This is a genomic window from Bradyrhizobium sp. McL0615 (genome assembly GCF_049993905.1).
Taxonomy (GTDB): domain Bacteria; phylum Pseudomonadota; class Alphaproteobacteria; order Rhizobiales; family Xanthobacteraceae; genus Bradyrhizobium.
The window spans coordinates 1,972,319-1,987,539 of record NZ_CP188254.1; the positions used below are offsets into that span (position 1 = coordinate 1,972,319).

Consider the following 15,221-nt stretch of genomic DNA (forward strand, 5'->3'; position numbering starts at 1 on the left):
TCGCACAATCTCTCAGTCGGTGCATAGGAGCAGGCGGTTCAATCCAATAAAAACTCTGCCCAAACAAGAACCCCGCCATTTCGGGCGGGGGTCCAGTCGGAAGGAGCCGTGCGTCTTGTCGTAAAGCCCTGGGTGTCAGGCGCGGATCCGCTTCCTCGTGGGCTCGCACGGCACATAACCGCGGCCCAGACAGTGCCGATGAGGTTGCGGCCTTCGAATGCGTGGCGCGGGTTCAATCTGTTTATTGTTCGTTTGGCCGGCGCGATCCCCGAGCCAGGCCCCGGAGCAGGCGGAATGCCAGCCAGAAGAAGAGGATGACCAGTGCGAGCGCGGCGAGCGGCGCGGTCAGCGCCAGAAGTGAGATCAGCGAGGCGCTCCCGAGTTCGGCGGTTGCAACCGTCGAATTGCCAAGGCCGCCGGTGAAGACGGTGGATTTGGCCCTGAGCATGGCGGTCAAACCCTGTGTGATACCGGCAACGCCACCTCCCGCGATAATAGCCGCCGTCCATTTCACCATCGGCGGCAGGTCGGTCATAACCGCGGCGGACACGATCGTCCCTGCGACGACGGCGCCGGGCGTCGCCACCGTATCGAGCAGGTTGTCCACACCGGGAATGTAGAACGCGGCGATCTCCACGATGGCTGCCGTGCTGAGCATGATGACGGCGGCTGGTGTGCCGAGCCATGCGAAGCCCTCGTTCAGGCTTGCATGTCCGGTGTAGGCGGCGCCGCTCAGAATTAGCAGCGGCAGGAACAGCCGGAAGCCGGTTGCGGCGGCGAGCCCGATGCCAAGCGCAACCGACAGTGCCAGATCCAGGTTCGACATGTGCGCAGGCTCCATCAGCCCCAGTTCAGGGCAGCGTGAAGGATCAGCGGATGCTGACCGGCGCTAGCGGCGGCGATGTTGCCGCGATCCGACATCGCCCGCCATGAATGCGCCTTTCAAGTCGTTTGCCGGCTCGTGATGAGGCCATACACGAACAAGACGATGATTGCCCCGACGACCGCGCCGATCAGCCCTGCACCTTCACCCGGGCTGTACCAGCCGAGGGCTCGTCCGAGATACGATGCAACGAAAGCGCCCACGATCCCGAGGACCGTCGTCATGATGAAGCCTGATGGCTCCTTGTCGCCCGGCATAATGAATTTGGCGATGACTCCGGCGATAAAGCCGATGATGATCGTCCACAGAATTCCCATTCGCGTAACTCCTTCCGTTGAGGAGCGATACTTCTTCGCTGGGAGCCAGATGGTAGCAGCTTTTGTGGAACCCGGATTGGTCCGGCACGGTTGTAATATAAGGTGATTAAACTTGGGAGACGCATCCCAACTGGACGGATTAACCTGAGCAGGTAACTGCACCCTTGCTCGGGAGGATCCCCATGGCGACAAATTTGGTCTCTGCAGTGATGCAATTCCTCACGCCGGACATGATCGCGAAGATCGCATCTGCTCTGGGTCTTGATCGCAATATTGCGCAAAAAGCGATCGCGGGTGCGATCCCCGCGCTTCTTGCAAGCTTCGCTGACGTTGCCTCCTCTCCCAACGGGGCACGCCAGCTCACCAACACGCTGACACAACAATCCACCTCGCTTGACAGCCTTACGAATCTCATTGGCGGTTCCGGCCAGAACTCGCTGGCGGAAACGGGATCGAACATGCTTTCGGGCCTGTTCGGTGGCGGAACGCTGGACACAATGGCGCAGACGATAGGCAAGTTCGCCGGGATCGGTGAGGGCACCAGCAAGTCGATGCTCGGCATGCTTGGCCCCTTGGTTCTTGGTGCGTTAGGTCAGCAGCAACGCAGCACGGGTCTCGACGCCGGTGGGCTGGTGTCTCTTCTCACTTCACAGAAGGATCAGATTGCCACGGCAATACCGTCCGGTCTGGCCGGTCAGTTGAGTGCCGCCGGTCTCATTGACGGAGCGACCGGGAGCTTGCGCAGCGGTGCGGCGGCAGCCAGCGCAGCTGGCGGCCGAATCGCAGAGGCTTCGGAGCGGACCATTTCCGGGGCTGGTCAGGCCGCCTCGGCGCTGGCCGGCAGAACGGCGGTACCACAATGGCCATATTGGTTGGTCGCCGCGGTAGTATTGGGTGGTCTGGTCTGGTTCGCCCTCGGGCGCTCAGGGGAGGACACAGTCGCTCAGGTGTCGCCTCCCGCCACGACGCGGACCGCGCCCGGAACCGTGGGTTTGGCTCCGACGGATTTGACGGTCGGAGGGATGAATCTGGCGAACCAGATCAACGCGTCGGTTGGGTCCATCAGGACCTTGCTTCCCGGCATCACCGATGCCGCTTCGGCCCAGGCCGCCCTGCCCAGGCTGAAGGAGGCAGTAGCTCAACTGAATGAGGTCAGCTCCCGCGCGCCGCAGCTCTCTCCCGAAGGAAAGAGCACGCTCGTAAAGCTGATTGTGGTCGCGACCCCCGTGATCAACCAGATGTGTGACAAGGTGCTGGCGACGCCCGGGGCTGGCGATATTGCGAAGCCGGCGATTGATGAGCTTCGGGGCAAGCTCGACGCGCTCGCACGCTCCTGAAATTTCAGAACGTCGCGCCGTCCGGCCTGCGCCGGACGGCCGGGCAAACGTGCCGCCGGCTTTACGCGCTCGCGCTGCCCCGGATCACTCAATCCGCCGTTTGTATTCACCAGGAGTGAGATCAATGGCTGACAAGGCAAGCTTCACAAAGGATGAGTGGACGCTGTTGCTGGAGAGCCCGATGATCGCCGGTATGGCCATCACCGCGGCCGAACCCAGTGGCCTCTGGGGACTGCTGAAGGAGTCATTTGCCGGAGGCGCCGCGCTCGCCCAGGCGGCGACCGGCTCCGGTACCAACGCGCTGGTCAAGTCGGTCGTCACGGACTTTTCCAGCGGCGAGGGGCGAAGCGCCGCGCGCGATGGTCTGAAAACAAAATTTGCGAACAGCAAGCCGGCTGAAATGAAAAGCAAATGCATCGATGAGCTGCGGCAGGTTTCTGCCCTGCTTGCCGCGAAGGCGCCCGGTGATGCGGCGGAATTCAAGAACTGGCTGCGGCAGATCAGTCAAAGCACCGCCGAGGCGGCCTCGGAAGGCGGGGGCCTGTTCACGGCTGGAGTTAAGGTGAGCGATGCCGAGAAGGCGACGCTTGGCGAGATATCGACCGCGCTGGGCGCTTGAGCGATCCCGACAGGCCGCAAGGCCATCCGCCCAAACAAAAACCCCGCCATTTGCGGCGGGGTCCAGTCGGGAGGAGTGAGCCTTGCGGCTCGCCGTAAAACCCTGGTGTCAGGCGGGGATGCGTTCGTCCGCCTCGTGCGGCTCGCGCAGCACGTAGCCGCGGCCCCACACGGTCTCGATGAAGTTGCGGCCTTCGGAAGCGTTCGCCAGCTTCTTGCGCAGCTTGCAGATGAAGACGTCGATGATCTTCAGCTCGGGCTCGTCCATGCCGCCATAGAGATGGTTGAGGAACATTTCCTTGGTCAGCGTGGTTCCCTTGCGGAGCGAGAGCAGCTCCAGCATCTGGTATTCCTTGCCGGTCAGGTGCACGCGCTGGCCGCCGACTTCGACCGTCTTGGTGTCGAGGTTGACGACGAGATCGCCGGTCTGGATGACCGACTGGGCATGACCCTTGGAACGGCGCACGATCGCATGGATGCGGGCAACCAGTTCGTCCTTGTGGAAGGGCTTGGTCATGTAGTCATCGGCACCGACGCCGAGGCCCTTGACCTTATCCTCGATGCCGGCGAGGCCGGAGAGGATCAGAATGGGGGTCTTGATCTTGGAAACCCGGAGCTGCTTGAGCACGTCGTAGCCGGACATGTCGGGCAGGTTTAGGTCGAGAAGGATAATATCGTAATCATAGAGCTTACCGAGGTCGACGCCTTCTTCTCCGAGATCCGTCGTATAGACGTTGAAACTCTCGGATTTGAGCATCAGCTCGATCGACTGCGCGACAGCGCTGTCATCTTCAATCAGCAAAACGCGCATGCCAGTCCCCTTTAGTCCGCCGCTCCGGGCGTCAGGTCGGCCGCACCTGCGGCACTCAAAACGCCTTTAACAACTGATTCGGATCCTGACAGGCATATGGTTAACAAATCCTGATTCCTGTTCGCAAGCTCTTTAAGTGCAATTTTTAGCGAATCGCTCTAAGATGTTGCTCGGAAGCAGCTTTTCTCAACCGTGCCTACTCATGCTCCAGATTAAGAGGCGGGCCTAACCGACTCTCAGGTTTCGCCCTTCTGGGCGAGCGCTCTCAGTCACCAAAGACAGTGACGCAATGATTAATGATGCGGGTAAACACGAGGTTAAGCGGCGGGTTCAAATGCGTGAAAACTTAAGGTTTTCGCAATGAAGGCGCTAGCAGAGCAGATCGGCGACATCGACGGCGTCAATATATATGGCCGTGTTGTGGGCGTGCGCGGGCTGATGGTCGAGATCGCGGGACCGATCCATGCGATGTCGGTCGGCGCCCGCATCGTCATCGATACCGGCGGGAACCGCTTTATCCCGGCCGAGGTCATCGGCTTCTCCGGCAGCAATGCCGTCGTGATGCCATTCGGCGGGCTCGACGGTGTCAGGCGCGGTTGCCGCGCGGTCATCGCCACGGCGGCCAGCCAGGTGCGGCCGTCACCGGCCTGGCTCGGCCGCGTCATCAACGCCATGGGGGAACCGATCGACGGCAAGGGGCCGCTGATGCAGGGGCCGTCGCCAATGCCCTACCGCAATTCGCCGCCGCCGGCGCATTCGCGCAAGCGCGTAGGCGCGCCGCTCGATCTGGGCGTCCGCGCGCTCAATACGTTCCTGACCTGCTGCCGCGGCCAGCGGCTCGGTATCTTCGCCGGTTCCGGCGTCGGCAAATCGGTGCTGCTGTCGATGCTGGCGCGCAACGTCGATGCCGACATCACGGTCATCGGTCTGATCGGCGAACGCGGCCGCGAGGTGCAGGAGTTTTTGCAGGAGGATCTCGGCGACGAGGGTCTTGCGCGCTCGGTCGTGGTGGTGGCGACATCGGATGAGCCTGCCCTGATGCGGCGGCAAGCGGCCTATCTGACGCTGGCGATCGCGGAGTATTTCCGCGACGAGGACAAGGACGTGCTGTGTCTGATGGACTCGGTCACCCGCTTTGCGATGGCGCAACGCGAGATCGGGTTGTCGGCCGGCGAGCCGCCGACGGCCAAGGGCTATACGCCGACCGTGTTCACCGAATTGCCGAAACTCCTGGAGCGGGCAGGGCCGGGCACCGGCATTGGCACCATCACCGGCATTTTCACGGTGCTGGTCGACGGCGACGACCATAACGAGCCGATTGCCGACGCTGTGCGCGGCATTCTGGACGGCCACGTCGTGATGCAACGCTCGATTGCGGAGCGCGGGCGGTTTCCCGCGATCAACATCCTCAAATCAGTCTCCCGCACCATGCCGAGATCGGCCAATCCCGATTATCTGCCCGTGATCATGCGGGGCCGTCAGGTGATGGCGACCTACGCCGATATGGAGGAACTGATCCGGCTCGGCGCCTACCGGGCGGGTTCGAGCCCCGAAGTCGACGAGGCGATCCGGCTGCATGAGCCGCTGGAAGCCTTCCTGCGCCAGGCCAAGGACGAAAAATCGAGCCTGGACGACGGTTACCGCCAATTGGCGCATATCCTCACCAATTTGGAAACGGAACGCTAACTTTGTCAGGCCATCATCCCCGGCGCATGATTAATGAAGCCGGTGGGGCCCCCCGGGGAGCCGGTTCTGTCCCGCGTTCAGATTGGGACTTCTGGGGAGTATGAGTCGATGAAGTCACGAGAAACGCTGATCCGCCTGAAGAAATTTCAGGTCGACGAGAAGCGCCGAAGGGTTACCCAGATCGAAGGCATGATCGCCGACTTCCAGCGCATGTCTGTCGATCTCGAGCGCGAAATCCAGACCGAACAGGAGCGGGCCGGGATCAACGATCCCTCCCACTTCGCCTACCCGACCTACGCCAAGGCCGCGATCCAGCGCCGGGAAAACCTGACCCGTTCCGCCGACGAACTGCGCATCCAGCTCGAGGACGCCAAGAGCCTGTTGAGCGAGGCGTTCGAGGAGCTGAAGAAGGTGGAACTGCTCGACGAGCGCGACCAGGCGCGTGAGCGCGCCGAGGAGAGCGCCCGGGAGCAGGCCGACATGGACTCCATCGGCCTGATGCGCGCCCGGCTTGGCGTCGCCTGACGCTTCTCTCACACTCGTCGGTTGAATGATCGAAAACCCGGGCCGCAAGGTCCGGGTTTTTCTTGTCCAGAATCCCCGAAACCGGCGACTTGGTGGCCCCTTTGGCGCAGGGTATGCTACGAAACTTCCCGACGGCTCCGGCGTAAGACGAGGGTGGAGGATCGAGGTTTTGGGGGACGTTGAATGCTGACGCCAGCGGAGCTGGTATGGCTGCTTGCCGCGGTGGCGAAGGGGGATGAGGCCGCTTTTGAGCGCCTTTACGCCGCTACGCGCGCGAAACTCTTCGGCGTCGTGCTCCGTATCTTGCGCCGTCAGGACCTCGCGGAGGAGGTCATTCAGGAGGCTTACGTCAAGATCTGGAACAGCGCCGGACAGTTCAACCCGGCGCTCGCTTCGCCGATTACGTGGATGGCGTCGATCGCGCGCAACCGGGCAATCGACGTGGTGCGCAAGAAGAGCGAAGTCTCGATCGAGGAGGAGCCGACCGCGATGGAAGTGGCGGCCGATTCGCCCGATCCGCTGGCGCGGCGCGAAATGACGGAAGAGTTGAAGCGGTTGCTGGAATGCGTCGGTCGTCTCGAGCCGGATCGGCAAAAGCTGGTGCTGCTGGCCTACTACAACGGCTGGAGCCGCGAGCAGCTTGCCCTCAAGTTCGAGACGCCCGTGAATACGGTGAAGACGTGGCTGCGCCGCAGCATGATGGATATCAGGGAGTGTCTCGGGCTGTGAGGTCCGGATCTTGAACGATGGCCTATAGCGAAGACCATATCGCGCTCGCCGCGGAATATGCGCTCGGCACTCTCGATGCCGGTGAGCGCGCGCAGGTCGAGACCATGATGGCCGGCGATACCGAATTCAGCGCGATCGTGCACGCCTGGGAATACCGGCTCGGCGTGCTGAACCAGATGGTTGGCTCGATCGAGCCGCGGCCGATCGTGTGGGAAAACATCAAGGCCGCGATCGGACATTCCACCGAGAGCCAGGCGCCGCTGGTGCTGCCCGAGGCGCCGCCGGCCCCGCCGCCAGCCGAACCGGTGGCCGAGCCCGTGATGGCCGAACCCCCGGTGACCCCCGCGGCGGCGCAGCCGGTCACCGTGGACAATGCGAACGACAATTCCAACGTCATCCAGTTGACGGGCCGGGTCCGGCGCTTGCGCAATTTGGCATCGATCGCCACTGCGCTTGCCGCAGCTTTGGTCGCGATGCTGGCCGTGCAGGTCTATCGGCCGGAACTGTTGCCGGACGCGCTGCGGCCGAAACCGCGCATCCAAACGGTCGAGGTCAAGACGCCGGCGCCATCGCCGGTTCCCTCGGCGCAATACGTCGCGCTATTGCAGCGTGACGGCGGCTCGCCCGCCTTCATCCTGACGGTCGATGCCGCGACCAAAAATTTCACCGTGCGCAAAGTGGGCGCCGATGCCGAGCCCGGCAAGAGCTTTGAGCTCTGGCTGATTTCCGACAAGCTGCCGCAGCCGCGCTCGCTCGGCGTGATCGGCGGCAGCGACTTCACCGCGCGCCCCGTTCTCGCCGACTACGATGCCGGTATGATCAATTCCGCGCTCTTTGCGGTGACCGTCGAGCAGGCTGGCGGCTCGCCCGACGGCAAGCCGCACTCGACGCCGATCTATACCGGCAAGCTGATCGAGACGGTACCGGCTAGCCGCTAGTGCTCATGTGCTGAACCATCTCCTCATGGTGAGGAGCGCGTCTTCGCGCGTCTCGAACCATGAAGGCCCGAGTGTGGCCGCGTTGATATGATCCGCGGCCATCCTTCGAGACGCCCGCTTCGCGGGCTCCTCAGGATGAGGTCGGTGGGTGTGTCAGGATGGGGTCCGTGGGCACGGATGAACTCTGTGGGCGGCGGCGATCGCCGCGGCACCCCACAAAAAGAAAACGCCCGTGGGGAGCGGGCGTTTTCGTAGTCAACTTGGGGGTAGTTGGGGTCTTAAATATCCACGTGGCGACTTTGGGGGGCTGTAAAGAGCCGCGTGAATTCCGTGAATTCTCCTTTACCGTACGACAGAGTTGCCTGAACTCGTAATCACGACCGGCTTACCGGCCTTCATCACGCGCACGCTCGCGGTCTGGGTCAGACCTTCGTCCGAGGTCGTGCGCGCGGAGATGCTGAACCCGGCGACGGCGATAGCTGCAACCAACGCCACGACCACGATCTTGATATGGGTCATGCGATCTGCGCTGTAGATCGAGTGGTTCATGGAAGTCTCCTGCCGCCTTCCGTCCTGCAGATTAGTGACCGTCGTTTGCAGGCTGGTTCAATGTCTCGCGTCAGGAAACGTGGGATTCCCGGCTTTCGTTCCCAATAGGCGATCACAAGGCGGTGAAAAGACTTGAACGGCTGCGATTATGGCTTGGCTCGCGCCAAGGCAAGTCGTCGTAATAATCAATATCTACAGATAGATATGTTGAAATCGGCGGGCCTGCGCCGATCACGCCGGATCGAACCTGCCTTAATAAATTATTTGCCTGTGGCGAAAACGCTGCGTCGTCCTGTCGCTGATTTGCGGTATCCGCAAGGTTTTAGACACTGCCGACCGTCTTCAGCCGCGCGCGCGGATGGATTTCGGCCTGCGACAGCACGGTGGTCTGCGAGCGGAAGCGCTCGACCAGCGAGCGGACGAACGGACGGATCGCGGCGGAGGTAACCAGCACCGGCGCTTCGCCTTCGCGGGCGGCTTGTTCGAAGGCGTTGCGGACCGAGGTCATGAACTCCGACAGCTTGGAGGGTTGCATGGCGAGGCTGCGGTCTTCGCCGGTGCCCACGATCGATTCCGCAAACGCCTGCTCCCAGCGCGCCGACAGCGCGATCAGCGGCAAATAGCCGTTATAGGTGGTGTTCTGCGCGCAGATCTGCCGCGCCAGTCGGGCGCGGACGTGCTCGACCATGGTGGCGGGGTGGCGCGAGAAGGCGAGCGCGTCGGCGATGCCTTCGAGAATGGTGGAGAGGTCGCGGATCGAGATCCGCTCGGCCAGCAGCAGTTGCAGCACGCGCTGGATGCCGGAGACCGTGACCGAACTCGGCACGATGTCCTTGACCAGTTCGCCCTGTTCCTTCGGCAGGTCCTTCAGGAGTTTCTGCACCTCGCCGTAGGACAAGAGGTCGCTCATGTTGTTCTTGAGCAGCTCGGTCAGATGCGTCGACAGCACGGTCGCCGCGTCCACCACCGTGTAGCCCTTCAGCGACGCCTCTTCCTTCAGCGCGGCGTCGACCCAGGTCGCCGGCAGTCCAAACGTCGGCTCGACGGTATGGATGCCGGGCACGCCGACCTGGTTACCGGCGGGGTCCATGACCATGAACTGGTTCGGCCAGATCTTGCCGGTGCCGGCGTCGACTTCCTTGATCTTGATGACGTAGGTATTGGCCTCGAGCTGGACGTTGTCGAGGATGCGCACCGCCGGCATCACAAAGCCCATTTCGATCGCGAGCGAACGGCGCAGCGCCTTGATCTGCTCGGTCAGGCGGTCGGTGCCGTCGGGGCCGTTGACCAGCGGCAGCAGCGCGTAGCCGAGTTCGATCTTGAGGTCATCGATCTTGAGGGCGGTGGCGATCGGCTCTTCGGCGGCGGCCTGGGCGGCGGCTGCCTCAAGACCGGGAGCCGCGATGGCGGCGGCTTCCGCCGCCTTGACGACGCGGTTGCGGTTCGTCGCCTTCCAGGCCAGCGCCGCGGCGCCGCCGCCGAGCGCCAGGAACGGCAGCATCGGAATACCCGGCAACAGCGCCAGCACCAGCATCACGCCGGCCGACATGCCGAGCGCCTGCGGGTAACCCGAGAGCTGCTTCATCATCGCCTTGTCGGCGGAACCGGTGATGCCGGCCTTCGACACCAGCAAGCCCGCCGCGGTGGAGACGATCAGCGCCGGCACCTGTGTCACCAGGCCGTCGCCGACGGTGAGCACGGTGTAGGTGCGGGCAGCGTCGCCAAAGCTCATGCCCTGCTGCGCGACGCCGATGATGATGCCGCCGATGACGTTGATGAAGACGATCAGCAAGCCCGCGATGGCGTCGCCGCGGACGAATTTCGAGGCGCCGTCCATGGCACCGAAGAAACCGCTTTCGTCCTCGAGTTCCTTGCGGCGGGCCTTGGCGGTTTTCTCGTCGATCAGGCCGGCGGAGAGATCGGCGTCGATCGCCATCTGCTTGCCGGGCATCGAATCCAGTTGGAAGCGTGCGGCAACTTCGGCGATACGGCCCGAACCCTTGGTGATGACGACGAAGTTCACGATCACGAGGATCGCGAACACGATAATTCCGATCACGAAATTACCGCTCATCACGAAATTGCCGAAGGCTTCGATGACGTGGCCGGCCGCAGCCGTGCCCTCATGGCCGTGCGACAGGATCAGCCGGGTGGAGGCCATGTTCAGCGACAGCCGCAGCATGGTCGAGATCAGGAGCACGGTCGGAAACGCCGAGAATTCCAGCGGCGCCTGAATGAACAGCGACGTCATCAGGATCAGGATCGACACCGTGATCGAGATCGCCAGAAACAGATCCAACACCAGCGAGGGCAGCGGCAGGATCAGCACCACCAGGATGGTGAGGACCCCGAACGCCAGCGCCAGATCGCCGCGCTTCAGGATATCGCCGATTTCGCTCAAGGATGGAAACTTGCCGCTGGGGCCTGCGCCGCCGCCCTGACCCGCCGTGATGTCGACCATGGTAGCCGCTTCCCCCCGCGATTGACGCCCGCGGGCGCCAAACGTCTGCGCGGCGGCCGGAGTGCCACCGTTTCGAAAGTGAGGTACCGCACTGGCGTCCACGGGGTCCTCCCGTATCTAACGCGGCCGACGACACTCGACTTCCCTCGGCAATTCTTGCCGGGTGTATGGTTAGCAAAGGGTTAACGGGGGTGATTTGGGCGGTTATCCGGGGCGATACGTTGCATCGAGCCCGAAATCTCTTCCCACGCCCAACCGTCATACCCCGCGCAGGCGGGGTATCCAGTAGGCCGCGGCCTCCCGACTCAATCACTAACGTCTCTGGAATACTGGATCGTCCGCCTTCGCGGACGATGACACCGAAGATGTGGCGCCACCGAGTGCACCAGTCGCACTTCCGCATTCCCGCGGAGCGTTTCGCCCGGGCTTTGCCAACCGTTTCGCCCAAACAAGGGCGCAGGGAATGCCGGGTGCTCGCTGCACCCGGTCCCGTGCGCAAGAGATGGTGGTAGAGGCGCACACGGCCATACAGGTACAGTCGGAGCATTCCGGCACCAAATACGGTATAGGTCAGCCCGACTGCATTTTCCGACTCGGTGGACCGTGCTCGCTTGCTCGAATTCAGCCGGCTTGCGGGGGCCAAGGCGTGAGCCGGTTTTCTTTTTTGCTTCTGCTCGTGGCGGCTTTGATGCTCACGGCATGCTACGGAGTAGCAGCTTGGCGCATCTCCGGTGGTGGAGAGGATGTCACTGGAAGCGCTTCGCCAGTATCTATCCGCTTGCGCTGACATCCATCCCTTCGGGAACGCCCGTATGTCTACGGACTTGCTCTCCACCGCTGGTTGCGCTTGGATGCGGGACGGGGGGACTTCAAAAAATGCGAAATTTGGGAATCGTGGTGCTCGGCGCCGCGCTGGCTGGCTGCGCTTCTTCCGCTGCTGATATTGCACCCGCGTATGTTTCGCCGGTCGCGTACCAATCATACACATGCCAACAGCTTGCCCTTGAGGCTCAATCGATCTCGACGAGGGCGGCTACTTTGTCGGGCGCCCAGGACAGCCAGCGCACAAAGGACGGCGTCGCCACCGCGGCCGCGATCGTGATCTTCTGGCCAGCAGCTTTCTTCGTCGGCGGAGACAAGCAGACGGCAGCGGAGTTGTCCCAAATGAAGGGGCAAATGGTAGCTGTTGAGCAAGCCTCTATTGCGAAGAAGTGCGGAATCCAATTTCAAGGGCCGCGCCCGCCGGGCACGTAATCAAACGTCCAAGTTGAGTCGCGAATTGGAGAACTCGATCGGCGCGTCATGTGGCCGGCGGATGGCATCGAGCGATCGTGTCGGCGGATTACGTCTCCAGCTAATCCGCCCAACGGGCTGAGGAGCGGGGGCATCGTGGCGCGCAGACCGGGAAATACACTTGAGAAATGGGAGGTCGCCTTAGTCAAGGCGATGCTCCCGAAGAAATACGTACCGCAGGACATTCAAGCTTACTTTTCAAGGCCAACTCGCTCAATCAATCACGCACGTATTTCGGAGATTCGCGACGGAACTAAGCATAAGGGCATCAAGGCTGCCTCCGAGGACGAACTCGACAATTTTCTGGAGGCGTGGCCCGATATTGATCCTAAGACCGGACTGCACCTGCAAGGTGACGAGCTACTCGTCAAAGCCCGGGAAGCAATGATAGCAGCGGTTCACACCTTCAATAGCGCTGGCCTCTACTTCAGAGCCGAACTGTTTATAGTCACTAGCGTCATCGCCTGGACCTACCTGCTCCACGCTTACTACAAGCGGGAGGGTATTGACTATCGGCACAAGAGGGGAGGTGCAGTTGAGAAGACGCCGACCGGCGCAGAAAAGTACTGGGAACTAGGCCAATGTCTTGCCCACGGGAGATGCCCTCTCGAAAAAGGCGCCATTAACAATCTCAAGTTTCTGATCGAAATTCGTCATGAGATAGAGCACCGTTCGACCAACAGAATTGACGATGCTCTGAGCGCCAAACTTCAGGCTTGCTGCATTAACTTCAATGACGCGATCAAGATTTTCTTTGGGAAAGAATTCGCTCTTGAAAAGCGGCTGCCGATTGCTCTGCAATTTGTAACGTTTGACGGTGCGCAAAGAAGCAGCTTGATAGGTGGGGAGCTTCCACCGAATATTGCCACCGCGATGGACAATTTCCACGATCGATTGACTGAGGATGAGCAGAGGGATCCGAAGTTTCGATATCGTGTCGCTTTTGTTCCGAAGATTTCGGGTAAAGCTTCGAAAGCTGACTTGGCTGTCGAATTCATCAAGCCCGGGTCACCGGAAGCCGAAGCCGTTGAACGGGTACTTCTGAAGGAGGTGGAGCGGCCGAATTACTTGCCTTCGGAAGTCGTGGCGAAAGCTAGGGTTGCCGGCTATCCTACGTTCAACATGCACGAACATACGCTGCTCTCTAAGCAACTCGAAGCTCGCAAGTCGGGTAAGGGCTATGGGGTCCAGGTTGCCAAGACCTGGTATTGGTACGAGAACTGGCTTGAGAAGGTGATTGAGAAGCTGGCGGAAGGGTGGACGCGCTATTAGTGAGGTCATAGCTGTGGCTACTCGCGGCCCGAGATATCGGTACGCATGCGGACTTGGAAATCCGTTGCAAAAGCTAGCGGCATCGGGAGGTCTAGTTGCAATGGAAGCCGTCCTGGGGACCGCGCCTCATGGCCATCACAGCAAGACCCGTTGCAAAGCATGATCTCAAACTGATTTGCGATCATCGCGAGCGGATGTTCGCCGCCTCCGGCCGCACCCGCGAAGCCTTGCGGCCGATGACTACGGCATTCGAGCAATGGCTCTCCCCGCGACTGGATGACGGCAGCTACTTCGGCTGGATGCTCGAGGACGCTGGCGTCGTGATCGCGGGCATCGGCATGATGGTGATCGACTGGCCGCCGCATCCGAGCCATCCGGCCGACCATCGCCGCGCTTACATCCTCAACGTCTTCGTGGAGCCCGAGCATCGCCGCAAGGGGTTGGCCAAGCGATTGATGGCGCTGGCCGAGGCGAGGGCCCGCGAACTCGGCGTTTGCTATGCGATCCTTCATTCGACCCGGCAGGGGAGGCCGCTTTACGAGAGTCTCGGTTGGGGGCCGACGAGCGAGATGGCGATCCGCTGGGAATAGGTGGATTCTCCACCCATCCTACAGCTTCCAGCCAAAAGCATCCGATCGACCGCTTGTCTCTCGAACTCAGGGGTATGCGGGTATTGCCGGGACGCGCTGCCCGGGGTCGTCATCATCCATTACGGTAATCTGACACCAATCATCCAGCCGACAATCGCTCCACCCCGCGTTCGCTACCCCGCCCCGCGAAAACCCGATCGGCCTTGCTGATCGTTGCCTACAACCATGTGCATAACCCTGTGGACAACTGCCCCAATTTCGACCTATTTAGCAATCTAACCTTCTGAATTACATGAGTTTTTAGTTCCATTAGTTTTGCGTAGGTGTCCAATGAACAAGTTTCGGTGGACTGTTCTGGCGACTGACATCGTTTGTGTTTTCACTGTTGGGTTTTTCTTTTCGGCGACGCCTGCCCAAGCGAAGCAATGCAGCGCAGAGCGGCCGTCAGATGCGCGGACGTATTGGTCCTATCGTCTGATCGACGGCCGAAAGTGCTGGTACGAAGGCAAGCCGATGCTTTCGAAATCATTGTTGCACTGGCCGGCGGCTCAAACCGCACAAACGAATCCCCGCCGAGAGCCAAAGGTGCTTCCAGCGAGCCAAGACAGGCTGCTGGATGCACGGGCGTCGGTTTCCGACGATCCCGATGCCAAACCGAAGCCGGAAATAAAGCCTGAAGTGGCGGATGGCAGCTCGGCGCGGACGCCCAAGCAAACTTTGACGCCAAATGATTTGCGCGCATGGGGAAACAGCATGGCGGCGATGACGGCTGAGCCGGTCTTGACGATCCTGGATCGCTGGCCCGATGCAGAACTGTCGCAACACCGGACCGAGCCGGCGCCGGTGGAACAACCATCAGCAATGAACACCCGAGCTTTCATGATGGTGGCTATCGTGTTCATGGCGGTGTTGGCGGTGCTGATGACCGTTTACAGAAAGGCGGGCGGCGCATGGCGTGGTGCGGGGCGACGGCTTGAATTCACGCCCGATCAGCCGGCCAAGCGATCATCGCTCATGATGGACATGCGATTGGAAATGCCGCTTCAATTTTCGAGCGATCCAGTCCGTATGTCTTTGGAACCGAGAGCCAGCAACCCGGCGTGATGCTCGGCAGCGGTTCGACTTCAGCATTGCGATGCTCACCTAACCGGCCGCTGCGAGCTCCCATTCGGGAAGCCGGGAAGGATCGGCAATTTGTAACTTACGCTCGAA

15 protein-coding genes are annotated in these 15,221 nt (G+C 61.4%); 10 read left to right on the forward strand and 5 right to left on the reverse strand.

What is annotated here, in order from left to right; genetic code table 11:
- Window positions 1-241: 241 nt before the first annotated feature.
- The gene (locus tag ACPPVP_RS09430) at window positions 242-826 is read right to left on the reverse strand and encodes a DUF4126 domain-containing protein (RefSeq protein WP_426533424.1); all 585 of its coding nucleotides are present in this window, start codon (window positions 824-826) and stop codon (window positions 242-244) included.
- A 116-nt stretch (window positions 827-942) separates the two neighbouring features.
- Window positions 943-1,200, reverse strand: a complete 258-nt coding sequence (locus tag ACPPVP_RS09435) for a GlsB/YeaQ/YmgE family stress response membrane protein (RefSeq protein ID WP_426533426.1) — start codon at window positions 1,198-1,200, stop codon at window positions 943-945.
- A 182-nt stretch (window positions 1,201-1,382) separates the two neighbouring features.
- On the opposite strand from ACPPVP_RS09435, the gene ACPPVP_RS09440 reads away from it, so the two are divergent.
- Together ACPPVP_RS09440 and ACPPVP_RS09445 are read left to right on the forward strand one after the other, a co-directional pair.
- Entirely contained in the window at window positions 1,383-2,537 is a 1,155-nt protein-coding gene (locus ACPPVP_RS09440; protein ID WP_426533428.1) for a DUF937 domain-containing protein, read from the forward strand.
- A gap of 166 nt (window positions 2,538-2,703) precedes the next feature.
- Window positions 2,704-3,156 carry a hypothetical protein gene (locus ACPPVP_RS09445; protein WP_426533430.1) on the forward strand — a complete coding sequence of 151 codons (453 nt, stop codon included), beginning with the start codon at window positions 2,704-2,706 and terminating at the stop codon, window positions 3,154-3,156.
- A gap of 108 nt (window positions 3,157-3,264) precedes the next feature.
- Here ACPPVP_RS09445 and ctrA read toward each other — a convergent pair whose 3' ends face one another.
- Complete coding sequence (gene ctrA, locus ACPPVP_RS09450; protein ID WP_016848562.1) at window positions 3,265-3,966, reverse strand: response regulator transcription factor CtrA; 702 nt, start codon at window positions 3,964-3,966, stop codon at window positions 3,265-3,267.
- Between the two features lie 360 nt (window positions 3,967-4,326).
- Between ctrA and fliI the strand changes: the two genes are divergently transcribed.
- The 4 genes from fliI to ACPPVP_RS09470 all read left to right on the forward strand — a co-directional run bounded on the left by fliI (window position 4,327) and on the right by ACPPVP_RS09470 (window position 7,844).
- Window positions 4,327-5,652 (forward strand): flagellar protein export ATPase FliI, encoded by a 1,326-nt coding sequence (fliI, locus tag ACPPVP_RS09455; protein WP_426533434.1) that lies wholly within the window; start codon window positions 4,327-4,329, stop codon window positions 5,650-5,652.
- Window positions 5,653-5,760: 108 nt separating this feature from the next.
- On the forward strand, window positions 5,761-6,177 hold the full coding sequence (gene fliJ, locus ACPPVP_RS09460) for a flagellar export protein FliJ (protein WP_057842912.1): 417 nt from the start codon (window positions 5,761-5,763) through the stop codon (window positions 6,175-6,177).
- Between the two features lie 183 nt (window positions 6,178-6,360).
- A complete protein-coding gene (locus ACPPVP_RS09465) occupies window positions 6,361-6,906 on the forward strand; it encodes a sigma-70 family RNA polymerase sigma factor (protein WP_426533436.1) in 546 nt (181 codons plus the stop codon).
- A gap of 17 nt (window positions 6,907-6,923) precedes the next feature.
- Complete coding sequence (locus ACPPVP_RS09470; protein WP_426533438.1) at window positions 6,924-7,844, forward strand: anti-sigma factor; 921 nt, start codon at window positions 6,924-6,926, stop codon at window positions 7,842-7,844.
- A 342-nt stretch (window positions 7,845-8,186) separates the two neighbouring features.
- On the opposite strand, the gene ACPPVP_RS09475 is transcribed toward ACPPVP_RS09470, so the two are convergent.
- Window positions 8,187-8,393 (reverse strand): hypothetical protein, encoded by a 207-nt coding sequence (locus tag ACPPVP_RS09475; RefSeq protein WP_426533440.1) that lies wholly within the window; start codon window positions 8,391-8,393, stop codon window positions 8,187-8,189.
- A gap of 322 nt (window positions 8,394-8,715) precedes the next feature.
- The gene (gene flhA / locus ACPPVP_RS09480; protein WP_426533442.1) at window positions 8,716-10,956 is read right to left on the reverse strand and encodes a flagellar biosynthesis protein FlhA; all 2,241 of its coding nucleotides are present in this window, start codon (window positions 10,954-10,956) and stop codon (window positions 8,716-8,718) included.
- A 774-nt stretch (window positions 10,957-11,730) separates the two neighbouring features.
- On the opposite strand from flhA, the gene ACPPVP_RS09485 reads away from it, so the two are divergent.
- The 4 genes from ACPPVP_RS09485 to ACPPVP_RS09500 all read left to right on the forward strand — a co-directional run bounded on the left by ACPPVP_RS09485 (window position 11,731) and on the right by ACPPVP_RS09500 (window position 15,113).
- The gene (locus ACPPVP_RS09485; RefSeq protein ID WP_426533444.1) at window positions 11,731-12,108 is read left to right on the forward strand and encodes a hypothetical protein; all 378 of its coding nucleotides are present in this window, start codon (window positions 11,731-11,733) and stop codon (window positions 12,106-12,108) included.
- A gap of 135 nt (window positions 12,109-12,243) precedes the next feature.
- Complete coding sequence (locus ACPPVP_RS09490) at window positions 12,244-13,419, forward strand: DUF3644 domain-containing protein (RefSeq protein ID WP_426533446.1); 1,176 nt, start codon at window positions 12,244-12,246, stop codon at window positions 13,417-13,419.
- Window positions 13,420-13,547: 128 nt separating this feature from the next.
- Window positions 13,548-14,009 (forward strand): GNAT family N-acetyltransferase, encoded by a 462-nt coding sequence (locus ACPPVP_RS09495; RefSeq protein ID WP_426533448.1) that lies wholly within the window; start codon window positions 13,548-13,550, stop codon window positions 14,007-14,009.
- A gap of 330 nt (window positions 14,010-14,339) precedes the next feature.
- Window positions 14,340-15,113 carry a hypothetical protein gene (locus ACPPVP_RS09500; protein ID WP_426533450.1) on the forward strand — a complete coding sequence of 258 codons (774 nt, stop codon included), beginning with the start codon at window positions 14,340-14,342 and terminating at the stop codon, window positions 15,111-15,113.
- Window positions 15,114-15,221: the final 108 nt, after the last annotated feature.

Coding starts and splice junctions, on each gene's coding strand:
- ACPPVP_RS09430 (WP_426533424.1), bottom strand. CDS start 826: ATGTCGAACCTGGATCTGGCACTGTCGGTTGCGCTTGGCATCGGGCTC.
- ACPPVP_RS09435 (WP_426533426.1), bottom strand. CDS start 1,200: ATGGGAATTCTGTGGACGATCATCATCGGCTTTATCGCCGGAGTCATC.
- ACPPVP_RS09440 (WP_426533428.1), top strand. CDS start 1,383: ATGGCGACAAATTTGGTCTCTGCAGTGATGCAATTCCTCACGCCGGAC.
- ctrA (WP_016848562.1), bottom strand. CDS start 3,966: ATGCGCGTTTTGCTGATTGAAGATGACAGCGCTGTCGCGCAGTCGATC.
- fliI (WP_426533434.1), top strand. CDS start 4,327: ATGAAGGCGCTAGCAGAGCAGATCGGCGACATCGACGGCGTCAATATA.
- fliJ (WP_057842912.1), top strand. CDS start 5,761: ATGAAGTCACGAGAAACGCTGATCCGCCTGAAGAAATTTCAGGTCGAC.
- ACPPVP_RS09465 (WP_426533436.1), top strand. CDS start 6,361: ATGCTGACGCCAGCGGAGCTGGTATGGCTGCTTGCCGCGGTGGCGAAG.
- ACPPVP_RS09470 (WP_426533438.1), top strand. CDS start 6,924: ATGGCCTATAGCGAAGACCATATCGCGCTCGCCGCGGAATATGCGCTC.
- ACPPVP_RS09475 (WP_426533440.1), bottom strand. CDS start 8,393: ATGAACCACTCGATCTACAGCGCAGATCGCATGACCCATATCAAGATC.
- ACPPVP_RS09485 (WP_426533444.1), top strand. CDS start 11,731: ATGCGAAATTTGGGAATCGTGGTGCTCGGCGCCGCGCTGGCTGGCTGC.
- ACPPVP_RS09495 (WP_426533448.1), top strand. CDS start 13,548: ATGGCCATCACAGCAAGACCCGTTGCAAAGCATGATCTCAAACTGATT.
- ACPPVP_RS09500 (WP_426533450.1), top strand. CDS start 14,340: ATGAACAAGTTTCGGTGGACTGTTCTGGCGACTGACATCGTTTGTGTT.